Source organism: Mesorhizobium sp. ES1-4 (assembly GCF_020164745.1).
Classification (GTDB): Bacteria; Pseudomonadota; Alphaproteobacteria; order Rhizobiales; family Rhizobiaceae; genus Mesorhizobium.
Genome location: NZ_JAIUGV010000019.1, coordinates 1 through 25,157, shown reverse-complemented (window position 1 = coordinate 25,157; position 25,157 = coordinate 1). Strand labels below are relative to the sequence as shown.

Annotated in this window: 31 protein-coding genes; 12 read left to right on the top strand and 19 right to left on the bottom strand. The window is 64.9% G+C overall.

The genetic code is table 11. The features are described from left to right. Positions 1 to 568 precede the first annotated feature (568 nt). On the top strand, positions 569 to 865 hold the full coding sequence (locus tag LB556_RS27135; protein WP_224570650.1) for a DUF1236 domain-containing protein: 297 nt from the start codon (positions 569 to 571) through the stop codon (positions 863 to 865). Between the two features lie 232 nt (positions 866 to 1,097). Here the strand turns inward: LB556_RS27135 and LB556_RS27130 are convergent, their stop codons facing one another. After that, complete coding sequence (locus LB556_RS27130) at positions 1,098 to 1,946, bottom strand: helix-turn-helix transcriptional regulator (protein WP_224570649.1); 849 nt, start codon at positions 1,944 to 1,946, stop codon at positions 1,098 to 1,100. A gap of 104 nt (positions 1,947 to 2,050) precedes the next feature. Between LB556_RS27130 and LB556_RS27125 the strand changes: the two genes are divergently transcribed. Then, complete coding sequence (locus LB556_RS27125; protein ID WP_224570648.1) at positions 2,051 to 2,935, top strand: SDR family oxidoreductase; 885 nt, start codon at positions 2,051 to 2,053, stop codon at positions 2,933 to 2,935. A gap of 595 nt (positions 2,936 to 3,530) precedes the next feature. Here LB556_RS27125 and LB556_RS27120 read toward each other — a convergent pair. Beyond that, the gene (locus tag LB556_RS27120; RefSeq protein WP_224570647.1) at positions 3,531 to 4,082 is read right to left on the bottom strand and encodes a flagellar basal body-associated protein FliL; all 552 of its coding nucleotides are present in this window, start codon (positions 4,080 to 4,082) and stop codon (positions 3,531 to 3,533) included. Positions 4,083 to 4,243: 161 nt separating this feature from the next. After that, the gene (locus LB556_RS27115; protein WP_224570646.1) at positions 4,244 to 4,606 is read right to left on the bottom strand and encodes a hypothetical protein; all 363 of its coding nucleotides are present in this window, start codon (positions 4,604 to 4,606) and stop codon (positions 4,244 to 4,246) included. Positions 4,607 to 4,784: 178 nt separating this feature from the next. Here LB556_RS27115 and LB556_RS27110 point away from each other — a divergent pair, with 178 nt between their 5' ends. Next, on the top strand, positions 4,785 to 5,087 hold the full coding sequence (locus LB556_RS27110) for a hypothetical protein (protein WP_224570645.1): 303 nt from the start codon (positions 4,785 to 4,787) through the stop codon (positions 5,085 to 5,087). Between the two features lie 43 nt (positions 5,088 to 5,130). Here LB556_RS27110 and LB556_RS27105 read toward each other — a convergent pair whose 3' ends face one another. Further along, positions 5,131 to 5,826: an XRE family transcriptional regulator gene (locus LB556_RS27105; protein ID WP_224570644.1), complete on the bottom strand. Its 696-nt coding sequence runs from the start codon at positions 5,824 to 5,826 to the stop codon at positions 5,131 to 5,133. Between the two features lie 190 nt (positions 5,827 to 6,016). Between LB556_RS27105 and LB556_RS27100 the strand changes: the two genes are divergently transcribed. Both LB556_RS27100 and LB556_RS27095 read left to right on the top strand, forming a co-directional pair. Further along, positions 6,017 to 6,277, top strand: coding sequence for a hypothetical protein (locus tag LB556_RS27100; RefSeq protein WP_224570643.1), 261 nt, complete (start codon positions 6,017 to 6,019; stop codon positions 6,275 to 6,277). Between the two features lie 141 nt (positions 6,278 to 6,418). Further along, on the top strand, positions 6,419 to 7,054 hold the full coding sequence (locus tag LB556_RS27095) for a GcrA cell cycle regulator (RefSeq protein WP_224570642.1): 636 nt from the start codon (positions 6,419 to 6,421) through the stop codon (positions 7,052 to 7,054). Positions 7,055 to 7,277: 223 nt separating this feature from the next. Here LB556_RS27095 and LB556_RS27090 read toward each other — a convergent pair whose 3' ends face one another. Beyond that, positions 7,278 to 7,640: a DUF982 domain-containing protein gene (locus tag LB556_RS27090; RefSeq protein ID WP_224570641.1), complete on the bottom strand. Its 363-nt coding sequence runs from the start codon at positions 7,638 to 7,640 to the stop codon at positions 7,278 to 7,280. Positions 7,641 to 7,676: 36 nt separating this feature from the next. After that, positions 7,677 to 7,958 carry a DUF982 domain-containing protein gene (locus LB556_RS27085; protein WP_224570640.1) on the bottom strand — a complete coding sequence of 94 codons (282 nt, stop codon included), beginning with the start codon at positions 7,956 to 7,958 and terminating at the stop codon, positions 7,677 to 7,679. An 89-nt stretch (positions 7,959 to 8,047) separates the two neighbouring features. On the opposite strand from LB556_RS27085, the gene LB556_RS27080 reads away from it, so the two are divergent. From LB556_RS27080 to LB556_RS27070, 3 genes are read left to right on the top strand one after another with little or no spacing between them, the layout of a single operon-like run. After that, complete coding sequence (locus LB556_RS27080) at positions 8,048 to 8,743, top strand: YdaU family protein (protein WP_224570639.1); 696 nt, start codon at positions 8,048 to 8,050, stop codon at positions 8,741 to 8,743. A 13-nt stretch (positions 8,744 to 8,756) separates the two neighbouring features. Then, positions 8,757 to 9,116: a hypothetical protein gene (locus LB556_RS27075; protein ID WP_224570638.1), complete on the top strand. Its 360-nt coding sequence runs from the start codon at positions 8,757 to 8,759 to the stop codon at positions 9,114 to 9,116. Further along, on the top strand, positions 9,022 to 9,579 hold the full coding sequence (locus LB556_RS27070; protein ID WP_224570637.1) for a hypothetical protein: 558 nt from the start codon (positions 9,022 to 9,024) through the stop codon (positions 9,577 to 9,579). Before LB556_RS27075 ends, LB556_RS27070 begins: the two co-directional genes overlap by 95 nt. 62 nt (positions 9,580 to 9,641) lie before the next feature. Here LB556_RS27070 and LB556_RS27065 read toward each other — a convergent pair whose 3' ends face one another. Beyond that, the gene (locus LB556_RS27065) at positions 9,642 to 9,938 is read right to left on the bottom strand and encodes a hypothetical protein (RefSeq protein WP_224570636.1); all 297 of its coding nucleotides are present in this window, start codon (positions 9,936 to 9,938) and stop codon (positions 9,642 to 9,644) included. Positions 9,939 to 10,153: 215 nt separating this feature from the next. Here LB556_RS27065 and LB556_RS27060 point away from each other — a divergent pair, with 215 nt between their 5' ends. Next, positions 10,154 to 11,014, top strand: coding sequence for an NmrA family NAD(P)-binding protein (locus tag LB556_RS27060; protein ID WP_224570635.1), 861 nt, complete (start codon positions 10,154 to 10,156; stop codon positions 11,012 to 11,014). On the opposite strand, the gene LB556_RS27055 is transcribed toward LB556_RS27060, so the two are convergent. The 9 genes from LB556_RS27055 to LB556_RS27015 form a co-directional block, all read right to left on the bottom strand. Then, on the bottom strand, positions 11,011 to 11,223 hold the full coding sequence (locus tag LB556_RS27055) for a hypothetical protein (protein WP_224570634.1): 213 nt from the start codon (positions 11,221 to 11,223) through the stop codon (positions 11,011 to 11,013). The genes LB556_RS27060 and LB556_RS27055 overlap by 4 nt on opposite strands. Positions 11,224 to 11,314: 91 nt before the next feature. Then, on the bottom strand, positions 11,315 to 12,691 hold the full coding sequence (locus tag LB556_RS27050) for an acyltransferase family protein (RefSeq protein WP_224570633.1): 1,377 nt from the start codon (positions 12,689 to 12,691) through the stop codon (positions 11,315 to 11,317). Continuing rightward, complete coding sequence (locus tag LB556_RS27045) at positions 12,688 to 13,392, bottom strand: acyltransferase family protein (protein ID WP_224570632.1); 705 nt, start codon at positions 13,390 to 13,392, stop codon at positions 12,688 to 12,690. Before LB556_RS27045 ends, LB556_RS27050 begins: the two co-directional genes overlap by 4 nt. Before the next feature lie 144 nt (positions 13,393 to 13,536). Then, a complete protein-coding gene (locus LB556_RS27040; protein ID WP_224570631.1) occupies positions 13,537 to 13,842 on the bottom strand; it encodes a DUF2306 domain-containing protein in 306 nt (101 codons plus the stop codon). Between the two features lie 126 nt (positions 13,843 to 13,968). After that, the gene (locus LB556_RS27035; RefSeq protein WP_224570630.1) at positions 13,969 to 14,271 is read right to left on the bottom strand and encodes a hypothetical protein; all 303 of its coding nucleotides are present in this window, start codon (positions 14,269 to 14,271) and stop codon (positions 13,969 to 13,971) included. 416 nt (positions 14,272 to 14,687) lie between these two features. Continuing rightward, positions 14,688 to 15,362 carry a GntR family transcriptional regulator gene (locus tag LB556_RS27030; protein WP_224570629.1) on the bottom strand — a complete coding sequence of 225 codons (675 nt, stop codon included), beginning with the start codon at positions 15,360 to 15,362 and terminating at the stop codon, positions 14,688 to 14,690. A gap of 44 nt (positions 15,363 to 15,406) precedes the next feature. Then, positions 15,407 to 15,619 carry a hypothetical protein gene (locus LB556_RS27025; RefSeq protein WP_224570628.1) on the bottom strand — a complete coding sequence of 71 codons (213 nt, stop codon included), beginning with the start codon at positions 15,617 to 15,619 and terminating at the stop codon, positions 15,407 to 15,409. Between the two features lie 334 nt (positions 15,620 to 15,953). After that, a complete protein-coding gene (locus LB556_RS27020) occupies positions 15,954 to 16,349 on the bottom strand; it encodes a hypothetical protein (RefSeq protein ID WP_224570627.1) in 396 nt (131 codons plus the stop codon). 296 nt (positions 16,350 to 16,645) lie between these two features. Next, positions 16,646 to 17,677: a hydroxyacid dehydrogenase gene (locus tag LB556_RS27015; RefSeq protein WP_224570626.1), complete on the bottom strand. Its 1,032-nt coding sequence runs from the start codon at positions 17,675 to 17,677 to the stop codon at positions 16,646 to 16,648. A gap of 64 nt (positions 17,678 to 17,741) precedes the next feature. On the opposite strand from LB556_RS27015, the gene LB556_RS27010 reads away from it, so the two are divergent. Next, entirely contained in the window at positions 17,742 to 18,056 is a 315-nt protein-coding gene (locus tag LB556_RS27010; protein ID WP_224570625.1) for a hypothetical protein, read from the top strand. Here LB556_RS27010 and LB556_RS27005 read toward each other — a convergent pair. The 3 genes from LB556_RS27005 to LB556_RS26995 all read right to left on the bottom strand — a co-directional run bounded on the left by LB556_RS27005 (position 18,036) and on the right by LB556_RS26995 (position 21,266). After that, a complete protein-coding gene (locus LB556_RS27005; RefSeq protein WP_140508552.1) occupies positions 18,036 to 18,239 on the bottom strand; it encodes a hypothetical protein in 204 nt (67 codons plus the stop codon). The two genes, LB556_RS27010 and LB556_RS27005, sit on opposite strands and share 21 nt — an antisense overlap. Before the next feature lie 220 nt (positions 18,240 to 18,459). Then, positions 18,460 to 19,665: an FAD-dependent monooxygenase gene (locus LB556_RS27000; RefSeq protein WP_224570624.1), complete on the bottom strand. Its 1,206-nt coding sequence runs from the start codon at positions 19,663 to 19,665 to the stop codon at positions 18,460 to 18,462. Between the two features lie 89 nt (positions 19,666 to 19,754). After that, positions 19,755 to 21,266: a formyl transferase gene (locus LB556_RS26995; RefSeq protein ID WP_224570623.1), complete on the bottom strand. Its 1,512-nt coding sequence runs from the start codon at positions 21,264 to 21,266 to the stop codon at positions 19,755 to 19,757. A 284-nt stretch (positions 21,267 to 21,550) separates the two neighbouring features. On the opposite strand from LB556_RS26995, the gene LB556_RS26990 reads away from it, so the two are divergent. After that, positions 21,551 to 23,680: a GumC family protein gene (locus LB556_RS26990; RefSeq protein ID WP_224570622.1), complete on the top strand. Its 2,130-nt coding sequence runs from the start codon at positions 21,551 to 21,553 to the stop codon at positions 23,678 to 23,680. Position 23,681: 1 nt separating this feature from the next. After that, positions 23,682 to 25,043 (top strand): VpsF family polysaccharide biosynthesis protein, encoded by a 1,362-nt coding sequence (locus tag LB556_RS26985; protein ID WP_224570621.1) that lies wholly within the window; start codon positions 23,682 to 23,684, stop codon positions 25,041 to 25,043. Positions 25,044 to 25,157: the final 114 nt, after the last annotated feature.

Here is a 25,157-nt window from a genome sequence, read left to right as displayed (position 1 = left end):
CCTCCCGCCGAGTGTGGCCGCCGAACATAGCCCGGCCTGCTCGCCACCGTGCCTACCGCCCCCTTGCGTCGAAGCGTCAGCAACCGGCAAGCGTGGTTCCGTAGAGGGCGGCTACCAGCTCAAAGTAAAGCTAACGAGCAATACGGCGATCAAGGCCGATAACGGGACAGCTATCAACAGCGCCGCCTCGATAAATCGGGTTTCCTTGTCGCGTAACATCAGAACCTCCTCACAGCGCAGCCCGGACAGATTCAGGGTTCGCCCATCGCCTTGCGGCGGTGGACGAACCCTATTGGCGCAGGAAGGGACGTAGCGGCGCCAATTCGTAAAAAACACTCGCGGTTGCTGGCCGATATCCCCAGCCGACCGCCCGCTTGCAGCGACAACGAGCGTGAAAGGTGGCCGTTCCCGATGGCGGCTCCGGCAGGACCATTGCGTTTTTGGATGGGACTTAAGTCTTGGGTAGATGGGACCGAAGTCCAAAGCTGGAACATTCGATGCCGGCTGAAGTTCGATCCGCGGCGCAGTGACAATGTTGTGGCTGTGCGGACTGCAGATGGAGGAATTCATGAAGAAGAAACTCGCCGCCGTAGCCGCGGTTCTGTTGCTCGCGGGCGTCGGCGCGGCCGCCGCCGAGGATGTCGTCATCCAGCCCGAGCAGGAAACGGTGATCAAGGAATACGTGAAGAAGCAGCCGCTGGCTTCGGTCAAGCTTCCCGGCGTGGAACTCAATGTCGGCACGGCCTTGCCCGACACGGTCGAACTGCACGAAGTGCCCAACGTCAAGTATCGCTACACCGTGGTGGACAACCAGACCGTGATCGTGGATCCAAGCACCCGCAAGATCGTCAAGATCATCCAGTAACGGCGTCTGGCCCCCGCCGGCTATGGCGGCAGGCCGGCTACCCAAAGTGCGCCGTCTGGAGCGGTTCAGCGTTCGATAGAATCGCTGAACCGCTCTAACTCTTCGTGTTCGGTTCCGGACCGAAAACCGCTACGCACTTTTCCTGAAAATTGCTCTAAGGAAACACACGGGCCGGAGCCGACCTCTGCGGATCCTGCAGCCGGTGTGCGAACGGCGCTGAGCGGGGCAGGCGTCATCGCGCCGGGTCCGCCTCTTGCTCTTGGTGGCGCCGGGCCATCGCGCGGATACGGTCGGCGACCGTGCCGTCCACCGGGTTGTAGACGGTCAGGCTCAGATCCGGCCGTCCGTCGACCGCGAAGGCCGAATATTCGAGTTCGATGTCGCCGAGTTCGGGATGCTTCAGGCGCTTTGTCCCATCGCCATGGCTGAGCACGTCGTTTTCCCGCCACAGGGCGGCGAATTCCGGGCTGGCGCCGCACAACTCCTCAACCAGCTGGGCAACCTCGGACACCGCGCCGGCACGCGCCGCGTCGGCCCGGAACGCGCCCACCACGAAACGGGCGAGGTTCTCCCAATCGTGCTGCTTGGCGCGCAAGGAGGGACTGCGGAACATGAAGCGCAGGATGTTGCGCTGGCCGGCGGGCAAGGTGCTGTAGTCGGTCAGCACGACTTGCGCGGCGCGGTTCCAGGCAACGACATCCCAGGTCGCCGTCTTGATCAGGGCAGGGCTCGCCTCAAGCGTGTCGAGCAGGCGTTGCAGGCGAGGGCTGACGCCGTCGGCGCCGATGTAGCGGACCTCCGGCGGGCGCCCGAGCCCGAGCATGAAAAGATGTTCGCGCTCGGCCTCGGTCAGCAGCAGCCCCTTGGCGATCCGGTTCAGCACGTCGGCCGAAGGCGCGCCGCCGCGGCCCTGTTCCAGCCATGTGTACCAGGTCGGGCTGATATTGGCGCGCTGGGCGACCTCTTCCCGGCGCAGTCCCGGCGTGCGCCTGCGCCCGGAGAAGCCGAATGACGCCGGGTCGAGCCGGGTGCGCCGGTCTTTCAGAAAGGCCGCGAGCGAACCGGCGGAAGTGTTGGGCATCCTGTCAGCCTCAAGCTGTTAGCGATTATACCATGATAAGATCACTACTTTAATGGAATAATAGAGCAGCGATATTGCGCAGGCAACTGTGCAGGAGATTTTGCATGCGTATCTTTCTTACCGGCGCCACCGGCTTCATCGGTTCGGCGCTCGTTCCCGAACTCATCCGGGCCGGCCATCAGGTAATCGGTGTCACCCGCTCCGATGTCGGCGCCGAGGCGTTGGCCGCCGCCGGCGCCGAGGTGTATCGCGGAAACCTCGAGGATCCCGAGGGGCTGCGCGACGGGGCGGCCAAGGCGGAGGCCGTGATCCACACCGCGTTCGACCATGATTTCTCGCGGTTTGTCGAGAACTGCGAAAAGGACAAGCGCGTCATCGCCGCGCTTGGCGCCGCACTCGCCGGCTCCGACCGGCCGCTGGTGATCACATCGGGCGTCGGCATGGGCAGCCCCGGACACGGCCAGTTGGCGGTCGAGGACGTCTTCAACGCCGGTCACGCGAATCCCCGCATCGCCTCGGAACTCGCCGGCAATGCCTTGCTGGACGCTGGCGTCAATGTGTCGGTGGTGCGCCTGCCGCAGGTCCACAACACGTTGAAGCAGGGGCTGATCACGCCGCTCATCGAAATCGCGCGCCAGAAGGGCGTCTCCGCCTATGTCGGCGAAGGCCGCAACCGCTATGCGGCGGGTCACGTGCTGGACGCGGCGCACCTCTACCGGCTTGCGGTGGAAAAGCGGCAGCCCGGCGCGCGCTATCACGCCGTCGGCGAGGAAGGTGTCGAGGTGCGTGCGATCGCCGAGGCGCTTGGCCGGGGCCTGAACCTGCCGGCCGTTTCGATCGCGCCGGAAAAGGCAGGGGAGCATTTCGGCTGGATGGCGATGTTTGCCCCCATGGACCTGCCGGCTTCCAGCGCGCTGACCCAGGCCCGGCTCGGCTGGCATCCGACCGGACCGACGCTGATCGCCGATCTCGACGCCATGCGATATTGATGCGCGTATGAAGCTGATTTATCCAGGGGTGACGGCCCTGCGCAACGGACGAGCCCCGGTGCCAGCGTCTTGCGATCCGTGAGCGGCAACCGATTGCGGCCGATAGCCAAAGCCGCTGGATCTATCGCGGCGACGGCAGGGGCGGCGATAAAGTAGGCACGGGCTCGGTTGCCGTGATCAATAACACCCTCCCGCGCCTGACCTGGCGCGGGACTCCTTCATGCCGGTACTCGTTCAGAACGGGCATACCGACGTGGCGATCAGGCTATACGCACTGCGAAATCGGGCAGGCCACGATGGCGGACAGCTTCTGACGCTTCTTAAGCTGCGGACGTTCGTATGTCTTCTTCATGGGAATCCCCCTATTTGTCCCTCAAGCTGTAAAGCTGCCGTATCGCTGTGGCCGATGTCAACCATCCTGGCTAAAGTAGCCTTATCTAACCTTAACCAGTTCGGTGGTGTGGCCGATATGCAACCGCGCGGAGCGTGCAACCGACGCTTTGTGATTTAGATCTTGCATGGCCATTTCATTCGGTTCTCGGTCTACGCCGGATCGAACGGTGCCTGGCGCGAGGGGAATAGGAAAGGCTGCGCCTCAGCCGCCCAATTTCTCCTCCACGATGCGGGCCGAGCCCGGCACCAACTGCCCCGTATGGTCGAAGCGCAGCACCACCACCCAGTTGAAGACATCATCGGGCCAGCTGCCGTTCGGCAGCAAAGTCTTGGGATCGGCGCCGAAGGTCTTGATCAGCTTGCCCAGTTGGCCATGATGCCAGGCGATCAGGATCGACCTGCCGTGGCTTTCGGTCGACAGCGCGGCGACGAGGTTCTGGACTTCCCTGTCGGCGAAACGCTGGTCGATGGGTAGTTTCAAGGCTTCGCTGAGCGGCGTCAGCGTCAGCCGTTCGCGGGTGCTGTTCTTGGAATCGGCACTGGCCACCAGCACATCGGGCCGCAACGGCGTGCCGTCGAGCATGAAGTGCTGGAAATAGGCGGCATAGGCTTGCGCGCGGGCCTGGCCCTCGGGCGACAGGCCGGGACCGCTATCCGGCTTCTCACCGTGGCGCACGATCAGCACGGTGGTGTCGGCAAGCCCGGTGGTGGTGTCGCCTGCGGCGGGGGGGCAAAGGCGAGCGCCATAATCCACAGGGCGGCGAGAACAAGGCGGTTCATCTCGAGTCCTTCCGACGCTCGGCGAGTTCCAAGACCATCCAGTCAGCGCATCATTCCGACGGAATCAGGGCGCCATGATGGGCGGCATCATGGGCGGGGATCGGGACCGCAAATGGCACTCGGACCAGCTGCGCCTCAAGCAGCGTGCCTTGCCCACATACCATGGCCGTAGCGGCGGAAGAAACGGGCCATGAGAAGCTGCTGCCTGGCCCTGGCGAGATCGTGAGGGCGCCTTTCCTGGCGCCAGCGTGGCATGTTGCGCCAACCGGCGATGAAGCGGATCGCGTCCTCGACGGCTTCATGCGCCGACAGTGCCGGGCCGATCGCGGCCAGGAACAGAAGCTCCGACTGCTTCAATTCGTCGATGACGGCCTTGCGCTTGAAGTGATCCAGGCGGGCCTGCGCGATGCCGTTGCAGCGGATCGCCTCGAAGGCTTCGAGCAAAGCGGGACTGTCGCCGGTGTAGCCGCAGGCGCGGGCGAAATCGGCGGCGTCCATTCTTGCTCCCGGATCTGGCGCGGGCAATTCCGCGTCGACTCATATTTGTAAGTCTTATAAAAGCATAACTTAAGTCCAGATGAAAGGTGAACTGTTGGAGGAGTTTGAAAACTGCGACTCGACTCCCGCTTCAAAACACGGGAAGATATGAACAAATCAGGAACAAAAAGGAGGAAAGATGGCGTTGCCGGGCAGGGAAGCAGTGATCGCGCAAATCGCGTCGCTATCGGTCGAGTGCGCCGATTGCGGCCGAAACAGGTGGTGGCGGCCTGACCAGTTGAAGCGCTTCGGGGTGAACGGGAACACGCCGCTGGCCGCGTTATCGGGCCGCATCGTCTGCTCGGCCTGCCGTGCCGAAGGGCTGCCGGGCACCGCGATCTCGATCCAGGCCGCGTTCGTCGACGAGCGCCAGCGCGTGCGCTCGGAAGCGCGGATGCTGAGCGAGCGCGACGTGCCCCTCGAGGGATCGAGGCGGGCTTGATCGCTTTTCCTTCTACCGCAAAGGGGAGAAGGAAAGTGAGCCCCTAGTACCCCAGCAACTCCTTCAGCGGGATAACGCGCCAGACTTGCTTGATGGCATAGCGGTTGAAGGTCAGCGTCTTGGGCGGATTGTACTGCTCGACCACCAGCTCGCCCGCGGTGCGCCGGACCAGCTTCTTGATGAAGGCCTTGCCGTTCTTCTCGTTCTCGTCGGGAAAAGTCTCGATCACCACATGGTCGCCCGGCACCGCGTCGCGGCCGCCGCAATAGATCATGTCGCCGGGTTCATAGCGCGGCACCATGGAATCCGACAGTACATGCAGCGCGAACACTTTTGGCAGATTGCGGACCCCTGGCGGACGCTGGACGTATCCCGCCGGCTCGCCGTTGAAAGTGAAGTCGCCGTCATCGCCGCCGACGGCGGCGCCCAGCACCGGAATATCCATCGCGCCGGCCGGCATTGGGCCGGCATCGGTGACGATCTCCGCGTCCGCCACCGGGCCGGCATCGTCGAGGAAAACGACCTCGCCCTTGCCGAGCGCCACGGGGTCGACGCGCAGGAAGGCAGCGGTCTTCAACAGGTTCTCGGTCTTGGGCAGGTTGCGCCCGGTTTCCCAGTTGCCGACGGCGGCGACATCGGTGTCGTTGTGCTCGGCGATGTGGCGCATGACCAGGCCGCGCTGCTTGCGTGCCTGGCGGATCGCGGCCCCGACCCTGATCGACAGTTGCGTTTTCACCATGGCCTCATGTGACCAACAAGCCCTGCTTTCGTCCATGAAAGATTGGCTTGCATCAATTTTTGAGTTATGCTTATATCGCCTCATGCAAAAGCTCAACCCCCTCAGAGTCGACCGCGCCTGCGGCCCAGTCATTCCCGGTGCCGCCACCTTTTCCCTTCCGCCCCGGCCGTCCTCCTCCCCGGCCGGGGCGATGCGCGAAGCCGATTGCCCCGGTGCATCGGCCTCGCGTCCGGTCCGCCCGTCACCGGCGGCCGGAACGGCCGGAGCCGCCGCTCCCCGCGGCTCCGGCCCCCCATTCGATCCAGCCGCGGGCTGTTCCCTGATCCGCACGCAGGACGGCACCGTCATCCTGTACGAGCCGATGACCGGCAGGGCGGTTTCGGCGCCCGACAGGGACATGGCGCTGGCGCGGTTTGCGCGCCTCGCCACGGCTGCCGATCGGCCTGACTGAGGCGCCAATCCTTCCACAGGCAATTCCAGCGGCCGACAGGCCGAACCAGCCCCGACGGCGCCCATGGTGGTCCCGGGCGAACTTGATGCTTGCCTGACGGCGCCGTGCGCGGCCGCCGCTGGCCGCGCAATGGAGACGGACATGGCAAGTTACAGCGACAGCGAACTACAGGCGATCGCCGCCTGGCTGAAGGACGGGCTTTCGGCCTCGAGGATCGCGGCCGCGTTCAGCGCCCGGCGCGGCGCGCGCGTGTCGCGCAACGCCATTATCGGCATCGTCTACCGCAACGCCATGCTGGGTGCGATCGGCTTTGCCAATGGCAAGGGCCGCCCGGCGGTCGGCGCGGCGATGGCCAGGGCCGCGAACCGCGCCGCCAAGGTGGAATCCGCAACCAGTCGCGTCAGCGCCGCCCCCGGTCCGGCGGCCACACCCACCGTGCGGCCGAAGCGGGCTCCTTCGCACGTCCGGCCTCGGCTTTCGCAGCGCGAGGCGGGCGTGCTGATCGCCGATGGGGAAGTCTACCGTTTCAAGATACCCGCGGCGCCGCGCGGCCCTATCGGCCGGCAGCCGCATGGCGTGGCCATGCGCTTCATCGACTGCTTGTTCAACCGGTGCCGCGCGCCGCTCGACCTGACGCTGGAGGATACGCACAGCGATGCGCCCGACGGGCGGTCTGGGCAGGACATGCTGTGCTGCGGCATGCGCACCAGCGCGATGAAAAGCTACTGCACGTACCATCAGGCACGCTTCCAGCGCCGGGTTTGCGAGGCCGGGTGAAGCTTGGTCCTTCCGCCCGTTTACGGGGAGACGGTGCCGGAAGGCGGATGGGGAGGCGCCGGCATAATGGAATTGGAAGGCAGCGATGAGGGCAAAACGCGCATTACCAAAACGCTGGCGCTGCCCCCAATGCCCTGCCGGGCATTTCTGCCCGTGGACGGGGAGAAAGACGCTCCGCCAACATACTGGGAGAATTGCTTTGAACAGCACTCGCGCCGCAGCGCTATTTCGGCATCTGGCGGCCCTGTTTCGGCAGGCGGCTCTGTACCGTCCGTGGCTCCAGCGCTGTCGCTTGCCCGCCGCCCGCGACCAGGATGCCGGCAACGCGGGCAAAGCCGGTGAACACCTTTATCGCATCGGATTGCGAAATTTGCGCCGCGATGGCCGCGCTGCAGGCGTTGAGCGCGCTGCGATAGACGTGGCCTCGCCGTTCGATCGGCCAGCGCTGCAGGAAATCCGCGGCGTCGCTGACGTTCTCGATCTCCTCGACATGCCCATCCAGGCACACTTTGAGGGGCACTCCGGTTTTCATCGTACCCACGGCGTTCACTTTCTGTTCAGGCGCGACTCTCAAGCCGACGCTCATAAACGCACGAGGCCGGCGCTCGGTTGCAACCTCGCGTCAGGGGCTCGCCGCCGCGTCGAGCCACTCATGCGCGCGGCTTCTTGGCTTGGCCACCAATATGCCCTGTTGCCCGGCGGCTTCGCGGAAGGCTTCGAAGGCGGGACGGGGACAACAGGTACCTTCCACCGCGAGCTGGATCAGCCGGGCTGCCTCAAGATAGGCGGGCGCGGTCTTGTCAGGCCATTGGTGACGAAGCGCCTTCGCGGCGTCGGCCACCGAGCCGACCAGCATGGTCTTGTTGTCGCAAAAACGCAGGGTCACCGGCATGAAGGCCGTCATGGGCAATCCTTCCCTTGGCACGAACGCGTCATAACGTCCGGACCGGCGGCTGGTTCCAGAGCGACCGGAAGCACGGCGTGGAGCGCGGCATGAGCGAACGGCCCTTCATGCAGCTCTACGTCTCCGATTTCGTCGGCGACACGCTGCAGCTCTCGACCGAGCAGATCGGCGCCTACATGCTGCTTCTGATGGCGATGTGGAACGCTGGCGGCAGCCTACCCGACGATGATGCAAGGCTGGCACGCGTGGCGCGCCTGCCGTTGAAACGATGGCGGGCGATCAGCGCCGACATGCTGGCCTTCTTCGAGCGCGAGGGCGGCGAGATCGGTCACAAAAGGCTGACGAAGGAACTGCGCAAGGCTCAGCTCAAGAGCGAGGCGAGGGCAGCCGCCGGCGCGCGCGGCGGCGCCGCCACCGCCTTGAAAACAAAGGCGCATGCGCCGGCAAATGCCGAAGTTTTGTCGCGGCATTCTCCAGACTCCAGAAACCAGATGGAAAAAGCTTCTGCTTTTTCAGCGCGCGGGGCGCGCGGAGGACCGGGTTTTTCAGCGCACGGGGCGCGCGAAGGGCCGGGGATTCCGATCGGAGGCTGTGAGCCGGCTTCGGGATCGCACGGCCCGGGCCATGCCAAGAAACCGAAGGGCTGGATCAGGCCGAAAACCCACACGGACGCCGCCAATGCCATCATCGAGGAGATCCGCGGATATGACCCCAGCCGAACTGCAGCAGGCGACGAAGGCGCTGGCGGCGATGTTCTCATGCTTCCCGCAATCCGCCCTGACTGATGTCGAGATGCAGATGCGCGGCTATCTCGGCGCGGTACGCGACGCCGATCTCTGCGACCTGCAGGCCGCCATCCACCGCTTCATGCGCGGCGAGGTGAGGAGCGGCAACGCCCAGTTCTGCCCGTCGAGCGCCCAGCTCTGCATCGAAGTGCGGGAGAGGCGCACGATGCGCGAGCTTTTGGCGCGGCGCGGCGCCGGCTTGGCTTCCTCGCCCCAGCGAATGGGGGAGAAGAACCCAACTTCTGCAAGGCCACCACTCGAACAACCAAGGAGCCACCATGACGAAGAAAACCAAAGCCGCAAGGCCGCAGGCGCCGAAGCTGCCGAAGGGCGAAGCCGAGCAGGTGCGCATCCGCCGCGAGATCGGGCATGATTTCGCGCTCAGGGACGATGCCTTCGGCCGCAAGCGGCTGAGATCAGGCACGCTGGAGGCGCGGCGCGTCTACGAGGTGTCGAATGACGGTCACACCTCCACCGGCAGCGTCGTGCGGGTGCGCAATGTCGATCCGCTTGTGGGCATCACCTCGCTGTCGCGCCAGCAGCGCGAGGCCGGGCTGCGCTACCGCGAGCATTTCCAGTGCAGCCAGCAGGCCGATATCAAGCCGATGCGCTGGGCGGAACGCGTCAACGCCGGCCGCGCGCACGCCGCCGCGACACGGGCGCTGGGCCACTGGGATGTGGCGGCGATCGTGCAAAAGGTCGTATGCCTGGAACAGCCGGTGAAGACCGTGGCCGAACAGGACGGCGAAGGGCGCGATGTGGTGACGAAGCTCTTGAAGGTCGGGCTGGATTTGCTGGCGGTGCACTACGGGATAATGATGGGGCGGGTGGGATAGAGCGGCCCGCAATGATCCGGCCGACAGTGCCGGCCGGATCGGTTTTACACGATCAGATCAAATCATCCGCAGACGCGGACTTCCTCGACGACCCTGTGATGGTGGCGCCAGTGGCCGACCAGTTCGGTGCGGCAGCGGTGGTGCCGGTGGTAGTAACGCGGCCTATAGCCGTTATCATAAGCATCGTAGGGGCCATAATAGGGGCCGCCGTAGTCCTCATAGCCGTTGTCATAGCTGTTGCCGTAATAATCGTTGTAGCCGCCAATGCCGATAAAGACGTGGCTGCGGGCGTCGGCGGGAGCGATCATCGCCGCCGCCGAAGCAATGGCGATAACCGAGACAAGCAGGAGTTTCTTCATTGCTGCCTCCTCTTCAAGGTTTGCCTAATATAACCTCCCAGACACGGCTTCGTTCCACAGAATCGCGGGGGGAAGCAGACGGCGAACAGCGAGATGGCCAGGCCGTTGTTCTCCACAGCACCTGGCACCAGCCGTCAGCATCCTCCCTCCTTTTCTGAACCTTGCCTGGTCTCGCCCATTAGTCCCGGAATGCAATCAAGCCTGGAAGATAGACCATGCACATCATTCTCGGAGGTACCGGCCATGTCGGCTCGGCGGCAACGGCAGCACTTTTGCGGCGCGGAGAAGCCGTCACGGTCGTGACGCGCGACGCGGCCAATGCGGCTTCCCTGACCGCGAATGGGGCAGAGGTGGCGGTTGCGGACGTGCTTGACGTCCCGGCGCTGCGCAATGTGTTCAGGCGCGGCAGGCGGGCTTTCCTGCTCAACCCTCCGGCCGACCCTTCGACCGATACGGACGCACAGGAGGGCAGGACGGTCGATGCCATCGTTGCCGCGCTCGACGGATCGGGGCTGGAAAAGGTGGTGGCGGAATCGACTTATGGGGCGCAAGCCGGCGAGCGCGTCGGCGACCTCACCATCCTGCACGGGCTGGAGGAGGGACTTGCCCGGCAACCCATTCCAGCCAGCATCATCCGGGCGGCCTACTACATGAGCAACTGGGATGCCTCGCTCGAGACGGCCAGGCGCGACGGCGTGGTCAATTCGTTGTTCCCCGCCGATTTCGAACTGCCGATGGTGGCGCCGCGCGACCTCGGCGAGGCGGCCGCGCGGCTGCTGATGGAACCGGCGTGGAAGAACGGCATGCACCATGTCGAAGGGCCCTCGCGCTACTCACCCGCCGATGTCGCCGCCGCCTTTGGCGAGGCGTTGGGCAAGGAGGTGCGCGTCGTCTCCACGCCGCGAGAGCACTGGGTGGAGGCGTTCGAAGACATGGGTTTTTCGCCGGCTGCCGCGCGCTCCTATGCCCGCATGACCGGGGTGACGCTGGACGCCACCTATGATCCTCCGACCGAGCCTGAGCGCGGGCAGGTGACGCTCGGGCACTATGTGGCGGAGTTGGTGGGGGAGGGCTAAGCCGGCATTAAAGCCGGATTGGTCAGCGCGCAGATGGTACCCTTGGGGCCGTAGGAACAGGGGTAGTTGGGGTCCCCAAGATGGGAACCGATAAACCGGCCTTGCCATGCCTCGAAGGTCAGCGTCAGCAAAACGACTGCCGCCATGATGGCAATGCCGCAAATATCCCGGCGCTCAAGATAGGGCAAAACTGGCAGACGCAGGCACACGAACGGATTCCCTTTGTCGGCATGTAGGTAGGAAGGAACCTTGCTGCAATTAGCAGATCCTGCGCCCGTGTTGGAATTGCCGCGCTGCCCCTCATCCGCCTGCCGGCACCTTCCCGTGAACCGGGAGAAGGGACGTCCCTTCCGCTAAAACAGCGCCTTCTCCAGCGGCCCTTCCAGCGTCTCGGCGAAGGCTGTCGCCAGATGATGGCGGTCGCGGAAGGCGAGCTTGCCGCCGATGAAGACATGGCATCGGGGTGGGTCCGCAGAAGCGGTCGGTCAAGTCGACATAGAGCGTGTCGGGCACGCTTTTCACCACCGCGCGCTCGGCGGCGGCGGCGCCGTCATTGGCGGCCTCTGCCCTCGGCGTGTCGCACAGCGACGGCGCCTCGCGCCACCACAGCGCGCGGGCAACGCAGGTGTTCGCGAACGTGTCGTTGATCGGCGTGTCGCGGATGACGGCGGTTTCGACGCCTGCCTTGCTGAAGGCCTGCAAGGTGGAGCGCAGGCCGGCCTGCCAGCGCGCGGTCTCCGCCTTGCGTCCGGCGGCGGGCATGTCGCGTGTCAGATTGCCGATCGAGAACTCCGAGATCACCACCAGGCGCGGCTTGCGGCGGATGATGTCCGCTATCGCCTGTTCGCGCCAGGCATCGCATTCGCTGTAGTCGCGCTTGAGCACCGCGTTGAAGGTCGACAGCCGCGAGGCGCGGCACGAGGATTTGAGGTAGGTGACCACTTTGGTATCGTTGTGCTTTGCCGCCTCGACCAGCGGCGTCGACCAGTGGTCGGCATGCGAATCGCCGAACAGCACGATCGTGTGTTCGGCGTCGGCCCGCCCGAAGGTGCAAGGTTTCGGCTTCACGGTGTGGAAGTCGAGCAGGCAGGTCGCATCGGCGGCGCGCGCGATGGAAGGCTTCTCGGCGGCCTCTTCGATGCCGCGCTGCGCAGGGTCGATGTTGTGCGTGGCCAGATGCGCATTGGCATAGGCCGCCGCCACGCCGGCGCCCGTCAGGACCAGGGCCGGAATCAGGGCAAGCCCGGGAAAAAGCCGAAGCGGTTTTGTGTCGGGACCGGCATTGAAGCGAAAGGCGCGCGCAGCCGCCGCCAGCCAGTCGCCGCGTCGTGCCGAGTTCTCGATCAGCCGGTAGGTCGCCACCGACAAGACCAGCGCCAGCACGGCGCAGCCGAGGCGCTGTGCCACGCTGAGGTCGTGCTCCAGCATCCCGGCGTAGACGATGACAGGCCAGTGCCAGAGATAGAGCGAATAGGAGAGCGTACCGACCCACTGCAAGGGCGCGAGCGAGAGCAGGGAAGCGGGCGCCAGGGCTCGCCAGCGGGTCACGCCCGGGAGGTCGCCCTGCTCGCCGGCACCGCTCAAGAGCACCAGCACGGTGCCTGAAACCGGCAGCAGCGCGTACCAGCCGGGGAAGGGAAGGTCTTCGCTCAAGGCGAGATAGGCGCCGGCGATCAACGCCAGGCCCAGCCATCCCTGTACGGCCCGCGGCCATGATCGATGCCGCCGGAACGCGGGCGCTGCAAACGTCGCCAGGCCGCCGGAGGCAAACAGGCACGCAACGGCGAGAAGTAGAAGGCCCAGGCCGGCGAGAGGCTGGTGAGCCAGATGCAAGCGGCAAAGGAGGCGAGGCCGACGATCCCCATCAAGGCGATCGTCATGCGCCGGCCCGGATGCAGCCAGGCGGCGAAGACAAGCAGTGCCGGCCAGACGAGATAGAACTGCTCCTCCACCGACAGCGACCAGAAGTGGATGAAGGGGTTGCTCAAGGCGTCGGCGGCGAAATAGTCGAACGACCAGCGCAGCAGCCACAGATTGATGGTGTAGGCCGCCGCATACATGGCGCCGCGCGAATAGAGCGCCTGCTCCTGCGGCGCCAGGATGAGAGTGCCGGCCGCCAGCGTGGCCAGGATGACGAATATCGCGGCCGGCAGCAGGCGCCGGGCGCGCCTGGCATAGAAGCGCCAGAGGTCGAGCCTGCCGTTCTCGGTGATCTCCTGCATCAGATGCATGGTGATCAGCCAGCCGGAAATGACGAAGAAGATGTCGACGCCGGCAAAGCCGCCGGGCAGCGCCGTCAGGCCGAAATGATAGGCGACGACGCCGCCGACCGCCAGCGCGCGCAAACCCTGTATGTCAGGCCGAAACGATGCCGCCACGACAGCTCCCTCGTTTGCGCCCAGCCCGCCACGCGTTTCCGGCCGGGTAGGCCTTATCGCGATGCAGCAGTAAATTTTGCAGTGCAACATGGCCAGAACAAGGACGGTCAGGCCGAACGGACCCGGCCGGCCACGCAGGGGTGCTCAGCTTGCTGGCCTCGCGCTCCGCGCGGCGTAGAGCCCCGCCGCGGCCGCCGCCACGACCAGGGCGGCGAACACCGACAGAAGATGGATCGGGCTGAACGGTCCCCACAGCCGGATCGTCCAGATAAAGAAGCTCGACAGGGCGACGAGCGCCATCAGGCCTACCCAGACGCGGCCGAGCGCCTGGTGCAGCCGGTCGCCCTTGGTGCGCCAGAGCTGCACGGCGCCGAGCAGGATCGAAGCGATCGCCGCCAGCGCATGCAGCTGAATGAGCAGCGAGGCATGAAAAAGTGGGGCGAGCGACATCGGCTCCTCCGGTGGGCGATACCGGCAAATATGGCCGAAGGCGCGCAGTGGGGGCAAGGCAAAGCGGCCGGCAGTCCCAAAAAAAACAGCCCCGCGCGGGGCTGTTTTTTCGGCCGCGGCACGTCGTCAGCTGCCGCCATTCAGTTTCACGCTGCTGCAGAATTCCGGATGCGTGTTGGTGGGATTGGCGTTCTTGGCCTCGTCGGCGCACGCGGTCTTCATCGCGGTCTGGTCTTCGGGCGTCAGCGCCTTCCAGGCTTTGACGAAGTCGTCGTTGCTAACCATCGTCTTCATGCTGGAGTCCGTGTAGAACGGCTTCATCTTGGCAGTATCGTCGAGAGCGGACGTTCCCGTGCTGCCTCCCGCGAGAGCCGAGCCGGTGGCCATCGAGAGCGCCATCGCCCCAAGGCAGATCATCTTGATGTTCATGACTGGTCCTTCCCTGTTGCTTTGTGACCGTCGAAGCAACGATCAAGCATCCTAACGAAGCCGTTGTCGGTAAGTTCCGGATTGTCAGGCAAAAATGGCCCGAGATATCCGGGATATGTTTCAGGCCGCCATCGACGCAATCGAACGCGGGTTTCTGAAGTTGACCAGGCTTGCGGCCGTTTGCACAACTTCGCGATTTGCGGATGGTTCCGCAGGCTCCGACAGAACGGTCCGGCACCGCGCAAAAAAGCCCCGCAGGCGAGCCGGTGGGGCATTGACTGGAGGGTCTTGTCTTCGCCTGAAAGGCGGTCGCGCAGCAACGAAGCCGGCTTGCGGAAAGTTTCAGCGTTTCACGGCCTTGTTGCTGTCGGCGGCTGATCTGTGCTTCACTTTCCGCCTTTCGCGGCGGAACAGGTTTAGCCCCCGTCGCGCACTGCGCCCGCCTCGATCTCCTGGAGATAGAACGTCTTGCTCGGTTGCAGGTGGTCGACACAGAGCTGCGCCAGCACCCAATTGTCGCTGCGTTTCAGCGCCTCGATCATCATCAGGTGATGCTGGCGCGAGATGTCGAGCTTGTCCCGGTCGGCCAGCGAGTTGGCCCGTACCGGCAGGCTGAGGCGCATATAGTGCTCGATCGAGGACACCAGATAGGCGTTGCCGCAGGCCGAGAACATGGTGAGGTGGAACCGGTCATTGGCCTCGTGGATGCCTCTGAGGTAGCCGGCGTCGACATGAGTGCTGTAGACGTGGTGGATCTTGGTCAATTCGGCGATCAACGCGTCGCTCGCCGGCAGGCGGATCATCAGCGCGGCCTGGCGCTGCAGCATCTCGCGCACTTCGTAGATCTGGCGCACTTCCTCGGGCGCGAGCCGGCGCACCATGGCGCCCTTGTTGCGCTCGCGCGTGGCGACGCCGAGCCTTTCCAACTGGTAGAGGGCCAGGCGGATGGTGTGGCGCGAAACCGGGAAGCGGGCCAGAAGCACATCCTCGACCAGCCGCGTGCCGGGCGCCAGCCGGCCGAAGATGATGTCTTCCTCCAGCGCGTGGACGATATCGGCTTCCCTGCCGCCATAGTCGACCGTGTTGAGCATCGCGACCCTCTTGCTGGCCCGGCCAGATCCGTTGCCGTGCCACTCTAGCCTTCGCGCGCGAGGCTGGCCATAAGCTGGTCGAGGCGCGGATCGTCGAGGCTGACGACCCCGGACATCCGCATCGCCTGCCGCAGGCTGATCCGACCGATCGCCTGGCGCATGATGACCGGCACGCAGTCCGGCCCCGTTCCGGTCAGGACGAAGGCCTTGCCGACCAGCCGTTTGAGAATCGCGGCAAGATTCCTGCGAATTGGCACGACCCCGCCCAGACGCCCTGACAATTACTCAAGTTATTCTAATATCATTGGTTTCGCACAAGGCGCGTATGGGACCTTCGGCCAATTCGTGCGCGGCCAGAGAAAGGCCCGCCACCGACGCGACTCGTGACGGACCTTCTGGAGTAGGCCGGGCGTCTTACCTCCCGGCCGTTTGAAAAACCTGTCGGCGGCGGGATCGTTCCATCACAACACGAAGCTCATCTCCCGACGGGACAAATGGCTCTTCGTTCGTGCGGGATCATCGAAATCTTTCCTACGTCAGGTCGCAGGACCCGCACATCCCTGAGTTTCAGCTCTTGGACAGGCCTTCGATTCAGGTACAAACCGAGGTGCAGGTGCCTGCGGTGACCGCCGACAGTTTCTCACGCTTCAAAAGCGTCGGCTTGGCGTAGGTTTTCTTCATGGCCTGTCCCCGTGTAAAAATCAGCGTAAAAATCAGCCGCACAGAACCGAGGGGGGACAGACTGCCGTCACGGACGACAGCTTGTCGCGCTTCACCAGAAGCGGCTTCCGATAGGTTTTTTTCATGTAATCCCCCATGCTTGACACCAGAAATAAGCGCATGCCGGAAAAGCTTGTCAAGCAATCCCTGAATGAACGAGACCCCGGCGGTCGGACGACGCCGTTCGTGGCCGGATCCGAAATGGATGGTCCTACCGGTCGGCGAGGCAAAATGCCGGGGCGACCCCGACAACATGAGCAGGCTCAAGTGACGGCTCATCTCAAGGCTTTCGTGCAAACGGCGTCGGCTCAGTCTCCGCACTGGGAAATCGGACAGGCCATCGCCGTGACCGACGACAGTTTCTGGCGCTTCAGCAGCGTCGGCTTGATGTAATTCTTCTTCATTTCGTTCCCCTTGCCCCAGTCTTCACCAGAAGACCTGACCTTGAGGAAAGATCGATGTCAAAACGATTCACGCCCGGGCGTTCACAGCCGTTGCTACTTTAGCTCGTACTGGTGCCAAAATCACGCACAGCCGGCGCAATGGAGCCAACCAAGTCGCCCTCAATTCCTATCCGACGGCTTCGAGCGCATCCTCGACACCGTTTCGCGTTCGGCGCGTTTGGAGCGCAGCGGCGGCAGGCCGCGGTCGATCAGGTCCATGTCTTCCAGCACCATGTCGCCCATGCGCTTGAAGGCGATGTCGAGGGCGCCGGCGCGGTGAGCGGAACGCAGAAAGCCTGGCAACGCGCGCACGGGATGGTCGCCGGCCAGCGGCTCTTCGGGGAAGACGTCGCTGGCGGCAAGGATATGGCCGCTCTTCACCGCCGCCATCAAGGCGGGGAAATCGACCACGCCGGCACGGCTGAGCAGGATGAAGGCGGCGCCCTTGCGCATCCTGGCGAAAGCATCGGCGCCCAGGAATCCCTGGTTCTCGGAGGTCACCGAGGCGACGACGAAGACGAAGTCGCTTTGCGACAGCACCGTGTCCAGAGAGGCCGGCTCGACGCCGTTGTCGCTGAGGATCGACGGCGGCAGCCAGGGGTCGAACACCTTCGTGCGGGTGCGGAAGCCAGAAAGCAGGCGGTTAAGCGCGCGGCCGAGATCGCCGAAGCCGACGATGCCGACATCGGCGCCCGACAGCAGCCGCGCGGTCTGGTTGCCGTCGCCGCCCCACAGTTCCTGCCCCTGGCGGAAGGCGAGATCGGCATCGACGATGCCGCGGGCAAGGTTGAGCGCCATGGCAAGGCCGAGTTCGGCCACCGGCTCGGCGAAGACCAGGCCCGTCGTGACGACATGAATGCCGCGCGCGAACAGCGTTTCGTAGGGCATGTTGTCGAGGAGGTTGCTCTCTACATTGAAGATGCAGCGCAACGCCTTCATCGTTTCAAGCGTCTCGGGCGAGATCGGCGGCTGGCCGACGATATAGCGGGCCTCGGCCAGCACCCCGGCCGGCAGCCGCGCCACGCCGTCCGGCGTCGTCTCGACGATGCGGTAGCGCGCCTTGAGCCGCGCCAGCTGCGGCGGCGTGAAGATCAGCTCGAGCGTGCGCGGCTCGGGCGCGCTGATGACCAGCGGCAAGGCGGTATCTGGCATGGCAAGGGTCCTCCCGAAGCGGCTCCTGGCGCTTCCTTCGCATCAATCTACCTCGGATTAAAGCATGATGAAGCGATTTAACGGCCGTCCTGACACGATTGATTTTCGCAGGAAAGCTGGTCTTCCCTGCTGTATCCAACATGGGGCAATCGCTGATGAAGAAAGACGAAAAGCCAAGCTTGGAGAAGCGCGAACGGCTTTCGGCCGTTACTGCCCTCGCTGGACCTTCAAGTTTGCCGCCGCCGCCGCCGCCTTGAGCGGCCAGACGCATTCGCCTATCGAAGCAAGGCGCGGTCGGTCGATCATGCCTTTGCTTTGCGGCAAAGGTTCCGCCGGATGCCGTTTGCGAGCGATCAGGTCAGGATTTTGCCTGGCCTGACCGCTCGGCGCGATGACCGGTCTGCCAGCTGGTGAGTTGGCGCTCGGCTTCGGATATGGTCACGCTCATCAGGCCGTCAAATTCGGCCATGGCTTCCATATGCCCATGATCAATGATGGATTTGCGAAGAATGCGCATCGCCAGAATAGCATCCTGCAACGCGCGGTCGATATTCTTGACCATGACAGGATCTCCTGGGGACATAACCTGTCGGCGCGCCGCTTGTTCCGATCGAACGGCACTGGATTTGCTTTTTTCGGCGCTATGTCCCAGCGCTAATGTCATTGTCCCTGTGAAGTGCTCCGGGCGCCCATCCCGCAGGAAGGGAGAAGGGGTAGAGATGCTGTCCTTATGACAGCACCTGACCAAGTACCTTCGATGACCACAACGGGTGGGAGGCCCCTCACGCCAGGCCCGGCTCCCGCCGAAATCCCAATTGGCGCACCTTGCGGCCGATGATCATCAACTGGCGTGCCGTGTTGTTGCGCAGGCGCCGCGCGCGCCATTCCAGCCCGGTTTCGGTGGTAATCCGCTTGGCGTAGAAGCTTACACGCATGCCGGCCTCATCGGAGGCCACCTTGACCGGGTCGTCATAGAAAGCGCCGATCTTGTCGGCCGCCATGCCTGGTGTTTCCAACCAGCGTGGAATGTGAACGGAATGGAGCCGATCGACATCGATCATGACCCGCCCTATGCCGACGCCCGGCGTCGGACATGTCGTACAGAATGCGTCGCCAATGAAGACGACCCCGTTGCGGCGGTGGCCTTGCGTCGTGGTCAGATTGACCTGCCGGATCTCGACGGGACTTGCGACAGCGAAGTTGCCGCATTGCGCCGATATTTCGGGCATCAGCTCGCACAGCATCTTTTGCGGATCGGCCCGAAAATCCCTCGTCCATTGGTCGGCCACGGTGCGATAGACGAACATGTTGGCCCGCATCTTGTCGCCGACGGGAAAGACGGTGAGATAGGCGACGCGATCCGCGGCCCGCTTGCCGTAGCAAGTGACGGCCGGGTAGGCGCACTCGCCCCTGGGGATGGCGAGGTCGAAGCCCAGCGACAGCGAATGCGCCTTCGAGTGCTCGACGCGCTCGACGCCGATGGCGCGGCGCACCGCTTCGCTGTGACCGGTGGCCACCACCAGCAGGCGGGCGTTGATGACCCTGCCGTCGGCCAGCACCAGGCGCTGCAGGTCAGGCCCGGTCGAGACCTCGGCGACCTTGCCGACCGTTATCGGCACTTGCGGGGGAAGGGCGTCGCGTAGCCCGTTGATCATCGGCCCGTAGGAAAATGTGTATTCCCACTTCTGCTCGCGCGCGAACAGCTGGCCCAGGCGAAAGACGTGGATGTCGGTCACCGAGGTGACGTGACGCATGACCGTCTCCTCGAGGTCGAGCTTGGCGAAGAGGCGCATCTGGTCCGCGCCGATCTTCTCGGCCCGGAACTCGTCGTGATGGACGCGATGCGGGTCGATCAGCGCTACCTTGCGCCCGGCCTTCCCCAAGAGAATTGCCAGGGTGGTGCCGGCCATGCCTGCGCCAATGATCGCCACATCGACCTCGGCCGGGACAGCTTCGGCGGTTATCGCGCTGCCCTTCATGCTCGTCATCTTCTCGCTCCACAATCGGCGGTGAAAGTATCTTCCGGACCGTAATCAACCTCAAGCAACGAGCGCGGGTGGCTGGTAGCAACAAATGTTCAGGTTAATGCCGGTTGTCTTTTCTGTTTCCAGCGCGGCGCGGTCGCCGAGCCGTCGATGAATTCCAGGCCGCCCGCCTCGTTGAGCGTGTGCAGCTTGCGCCCGCTCCATAGCGGGCCGGGAGTCAAGATCGCCTCGACACGCTGGTCCATGCCGGTCAAATCAAGGTGAGTGACCCGTGCGATGCCAAGGGCGCCGCCGTAGCTCGCGCGGCAGTCCTGCACCGGGCGCAGCAAATGGCCGCCGCGTTTCACCATGCGGCCGGCCGGCCGTGCCGAGGCGATGTCGATCAGCACCGGATTTTTGGGATGCGGCGTCCAAGGGCCACGAAAATCCGGCGCCGACCACAGATGCAGCGCGTCGGAGAAGGCGCCGCCACCGTCGCGGACGGTGGCAAACAGCCACCAGCGCCCGCCATGCTCGACCAGAGTCGCGTCGCTGGCGACGACATCGGACAACAGCGTCGCCTCCTTCACCCATCCGCCGGGGAAGGCGGTGGCCCGGTAGAGATCGACCGTGCGGTTGGCGCAGCTTTCCGGCACCATCCAGACCTCTCCGTCACGCTCGAAGACGAAGGGGTAGGAGAGATGGTAGGGTAGGTCGAGCACCGGCTCCGGGCGGCCGACCGGCCCCGACGGGCCGAACGGCACGGCGGATATGATGGCTTTGCCGAGACGGTGGATATAGTCCTCGACGAACAGGGTTACCTGTCCCTGGTAGAGGATCGGAAACGGGTCGGCGTAGAAGCGGCTGCCGTCGTCGGGCAGCACCTGCCAGCCCGACCCCGGATGCGCGCGCAGATCGTACAGGTCGCGACCATCGGTCTGGCGCCAGCCGACCTTCCAGTGCGGCGCGTTGTAGCAGAGATGGTAGATTTTCTGGACGATGCGCCGCGCCAGCGCCTTGCCGGCCCTGACGCCGAGCTTGCCGGCCGAGGGCAGCGACGGCGCGGCCCTGCCGTCCGCCGGCTCGGGCAGGACGGGCAAGGCGCCGCGCGCGGCGCCCGTCACCGCCGCCAGGATCAGGCTTGCGGTGCGCGCCATCATGTCCTCGAAGGCGGCAAGCGCGATGCCGCCATATTCGGTGCCCAGGCGCCCTTCGGCGACGACGGCGCCGTTCTCCTCGACGCGGGTCAAAGGGGTACGGCCATCGATGATCGACGCCAGCAGGGCCGCTTCGCCGCCCGCGCCGTCATAGGTCACACGCCAGACGCGTGTTCCCTCCAGTTGCGCGTCGCCGCGCAGGTCGAGCACGAGGTCCGGCGAGGCGGGCGGTTGCGTTTGGTAGGGGGCCAGCGCCGACAGCGGCAGCCGCTTGGCCAGTCCGTCCGCGGGCAAGCCATGGATGGCTGTTTCAAGCTGAAACAGCGCGGCTATGCTGCCTGGAACCCCGCTCCCGCCCGGGCGCGCGTAGACGTAAACCGCGACATCCGCGAGCGCCGCCAAGCGCTGCAGCAGCAGCAGGTGAAAAGCACGGAGGCAGTCGCTGTCCAGGTGCAGGCTCACCTGCATGTCGCACCCCTAGAATTCTGGCGTTTGGTAACGGGCCGGTGTTCGGTTTTTGGCCACAAGAAGTGGGCGGACGGTCGGACTGGAGGAAGATGTTGCTCCATTTCCATTCGTTTCCCGCTCGCTTGCGCCTGTCAACACGGCCCGTACCCCTGCCACGCAAACTCCGTGCCAGAAATCAGAAGAGCTCCCAACATAATTAACAGTGTTTTAAGAGTTGGAGTCATAGCTAGGCTGAAGCCGCAATTTAATGTTTTGGGGCATATGGAGCGTTCTCGGAGCGACCTTTGCAATCATCCCTGCTCTCGTTGCCGCAACAACACGCTCCGGAGGTGACGCAATACGCGCCGGCGCCGCCACCGGCCGCGTCCTATCCATCCTCGACCGTCGAACTGGGTGACCTCAAGCGCATATTGGTGCGCCGCCGTTTCCTGATCCTTGCCACGGCCGCGCTGCTGACCCTTGGGGCGCTGCTCTATGGGCTGTTCACGCCGGCGCTCTACAGCTCGGTGGCGGAAATCATCGTCGATCCGCAGGACCTGCAGGTGGTCACCAACGACGTCAATCCGAGCCGTGTCCCGCCCGATGGCGGCATCACCATGGTGGAAAGCCAGGTTGCCGTCGTCCAATCGAGCGGCGTGCTGCTCAGGGCTATCGCGGCGACCAACCTGACCGAGGATCCGGAATTCAACGGACAGGGTGGCTTTTTGAGCCGCTTGCTCGGCGATGTGCCGGGCTCCGGGTCGGCCGAAACCGACAAGACCGGGAAGACGCTCGATGCGCTGCGCCGGCGTCTGGCGGTCAAGCGGGCCGACAAGGTGCTGGTCCTCGACGTGATCGTCACCGCCAAGAGCGCCGACAAGGCGGCGAAGCTCGCCAATGCCGTCGCACAGGCCTACCTGACCGACCAGGCCGCCGCGCGCGCGAAGATGGCCACGGATGCATCCGACTCCATCACCGCGCGGCTGGCCGAGCAGCGCAAGCGCGTCCAGCAGGCCGAGAATGCGGTCGAGGCCTACAAGTCCGCCAACAACATGGTGATGGCCGCGGGCAACCTGGTCAGCGACCAGGAACTGACCGAGATCAACACGCAGCTCGCCGCCGCGCAGAGCCGCACGGTCGCGCTCAAGGCGCAGGTCGACCAGCTGCGCCGGTCCGGCGGGGCGCCGGACGCGACCTCGGAAGCGATGCGCTCGTCGGTGATCTCGAGCCTGCGGGCGCAGGAAGCGACGCTTGTCGACCAGGTCTCGCAGCTCGGCACCGAACTCGGGCCGCGCCATCCCTCGATGATCGCGGCCCAGCAGCAATTGCGCGACACGCGCGCGCTCATCGCGCGCGAACTCGCCCGCATCGCCGCCGCCGCCGAAACCGACTACGAGCGGGCGCTGGCCAACCAGCAGGCGCTGGAGGCCAAGGTCGCGGGCTTGAAAAGCAAGTCGCTCGACACCGACCAGGCCTCGGTCAAGCTGCGCGAACTGCAGCGCGATCTCGAGGCGTTGCGCTCCGTCTACGCCACTTATCTGCAGCGGGCGCAGGAAACGCGCGAGCAGGTCAATGTCGACAGCACCAATGCGCGCATCATCTCCCAGGCCATGCCGGCGCTGAAGAAGAGCTGGCCGCCGCTGGGGCTGCTCGTGTTCGGCGCCTTTTTCGGTGGTCTCGGCCTGGGCACCGCCCTGGCGCTGATCGCGGAATATTCATCGCCGACGGTGCTTTCCAGCGCGCAGATGCAATCGGCCATCGACGCGCCGGTGGTGGGCGTGCTGCCGGCCAAATCCGAGCGCCGTCGCTGGTGGCCTTTCGGCGGCACCGCCACGCCCGCCGGGCAGAAGATGGACGCCGTCGCCGGGCTGGCGCTGAGACGCCTGTTCTCCTCCAGCCAGCGTCCGCAGGACTGGCCACTGGTGCCGTCCATCCTGGTGACGTCCGCGCCGGAGGACGCCGCGCAACGGGGCCGGGTGGCACGCCTGCTGGCCAACGCTGCGGCGGCGCGGGGCAGCCGAGTCTTGTTCATCGACACCAATGCCGGCAAGAGCCAGAAGGAACCTCAGCCCGGCCTGCTCGACGTGCTGCGCGGCGAATATGCCGTCGAGGCGCTGAGCCAGTGCGCGCCCGGCAGCAACGTCGCGGTTTTGGGCAAGGGCAGGCCAAGGGCCGCCTTCTCCGAGGCGCAGGGCGTCTATTTCACGCAGCACATGCTGGCCCAGGCGAGCCGCAATTTCGAACTCGTCGTCGTCGACGGCGGCGCGCTGGCCGACAATCTCAATGCCTCGCCGCTGGTGGCCATGGTCGACGAGATCGTGCTCGTCGCCACGCTGAACGCGACGCCAATGCGCGATGTCACGGCGGCCTCGCAGGCCATTTCCGTCATGGGGCGGCTGCCGACCGGCGCCTTGCTGGTCGACGAGGCGGCCTGACATGGTTGCCGTCCGGCCCGCCACCCCGGCCGCCGGCTGGGCCGGCCAGGGTCAAGCCGCGGCCGCGCCTCACGTCGGCAATTCCCTCGACTGGGTGACCGGCTACGGCCTGGTCGCGGTGGTGGCGTTGCTGTTCGCCATCTCGGGCGGCATGCTGTGGCTGGTGGGCTACAATTATGATGGCCTGACCGGCAATCCGGCCACCAAGGTCCATCCCTCCACCTATCTGCTCGTGCTGATGTTTGCCTGGCGCGCCTGCACGTTCGGCAACCCGGTCGGCTACACGCTGGCCATCGCCGACAGGCGGCCGGCCAGCGCCCTGCTGACCGTCATGTCGGTCATGCTCCTGGTCGTCGTCATCGTCAGGCAGCGTCCCGGCATGGCCGGCATGATCGACACGTTCGTGACGCCGGCGCTGCTGGTGATGATGCTGGCCGAGGCCGACGAAAAGATATTCGCCCGCCTGCAGACCGTCGTTCACACGATCATGACCGTGAACGCGCTGCTGGCGCTGTTCGAGTTCGCCACCAAGACGCTGGTCTTTCCCTACCGGTTCGACGGCGTGGTTTTCATGAACGACCTGCGCTCGACAGCCCTCCAGGGCCACCCCCTGTCCAATGCCACGATCACCTCGATCTACGTGCTGGCGCTGCTTTCGGGCTCGCGGTCGCTGTCCATGCCGCTGCGGCTCGTGCTGATCGGCCTGCAATGCGCGGCACTGGTGGCCTTTGGCGGGCGCTCGGCGATGGTGACGACGATCGTGCTCGGCGGTTGCTACCTGCTCATCCAGGGCCTGCGCACCTTGCGCGCGGGGCGTGTCAACCTGCTTGGCGCAGCACTTGGCCTCATCCTTGCCGCCCTGGTGCCGGTCGTTATCGCGCTCGCGGCGTCGTACGGCTTTTTCGATGCGCTGCTGGAGCGCTTCGTTTCGGACAGCGGCAGCGCCAATGCCCGCGTCGAGATGTTCGAGCTCTTCAAGCATTTCGAACTGCGCGACCTGATCGTGGGGCCGGATGTCGATCTCATCGAAAGCCTGCGCCGCATCAACGGCCTCGAACAGGGGATCGAGAACCCGATCATCCGGTTGGTCCTCTATCAGGGCGCCTTCTTCACCCTGCTGCTGTTTTTGGGCTTCGTGCTGTTCATGCACGAGGTGGCGCGCCGCTGCCATCCCGGCATCTGGCTGCCGATGCTGGGCTGGCTGATCCTGCTCAACACCTCCGAAAGCCTGGCGTCCAAGACCACGCTGATGACCAAGTTCGTGGTGATCGCGCTGGCGCTGTACAGGCCGGCGCGGGTGGGGTTGCGTCGGGTACAAACGGGGCATCGACCCCAAATGCAACCCCGCGTTTCGTCATCCTAGGGTCTGTGCCGCGTCGCTTCGCTCCTTGCTCCGCCCTAGGATTGTTTGAGAAGGATCGGGTAGTTTGGCGGCCGGGACTGCGGCCCATCACAGCCAGCAGTCCCGGCGGCAGGC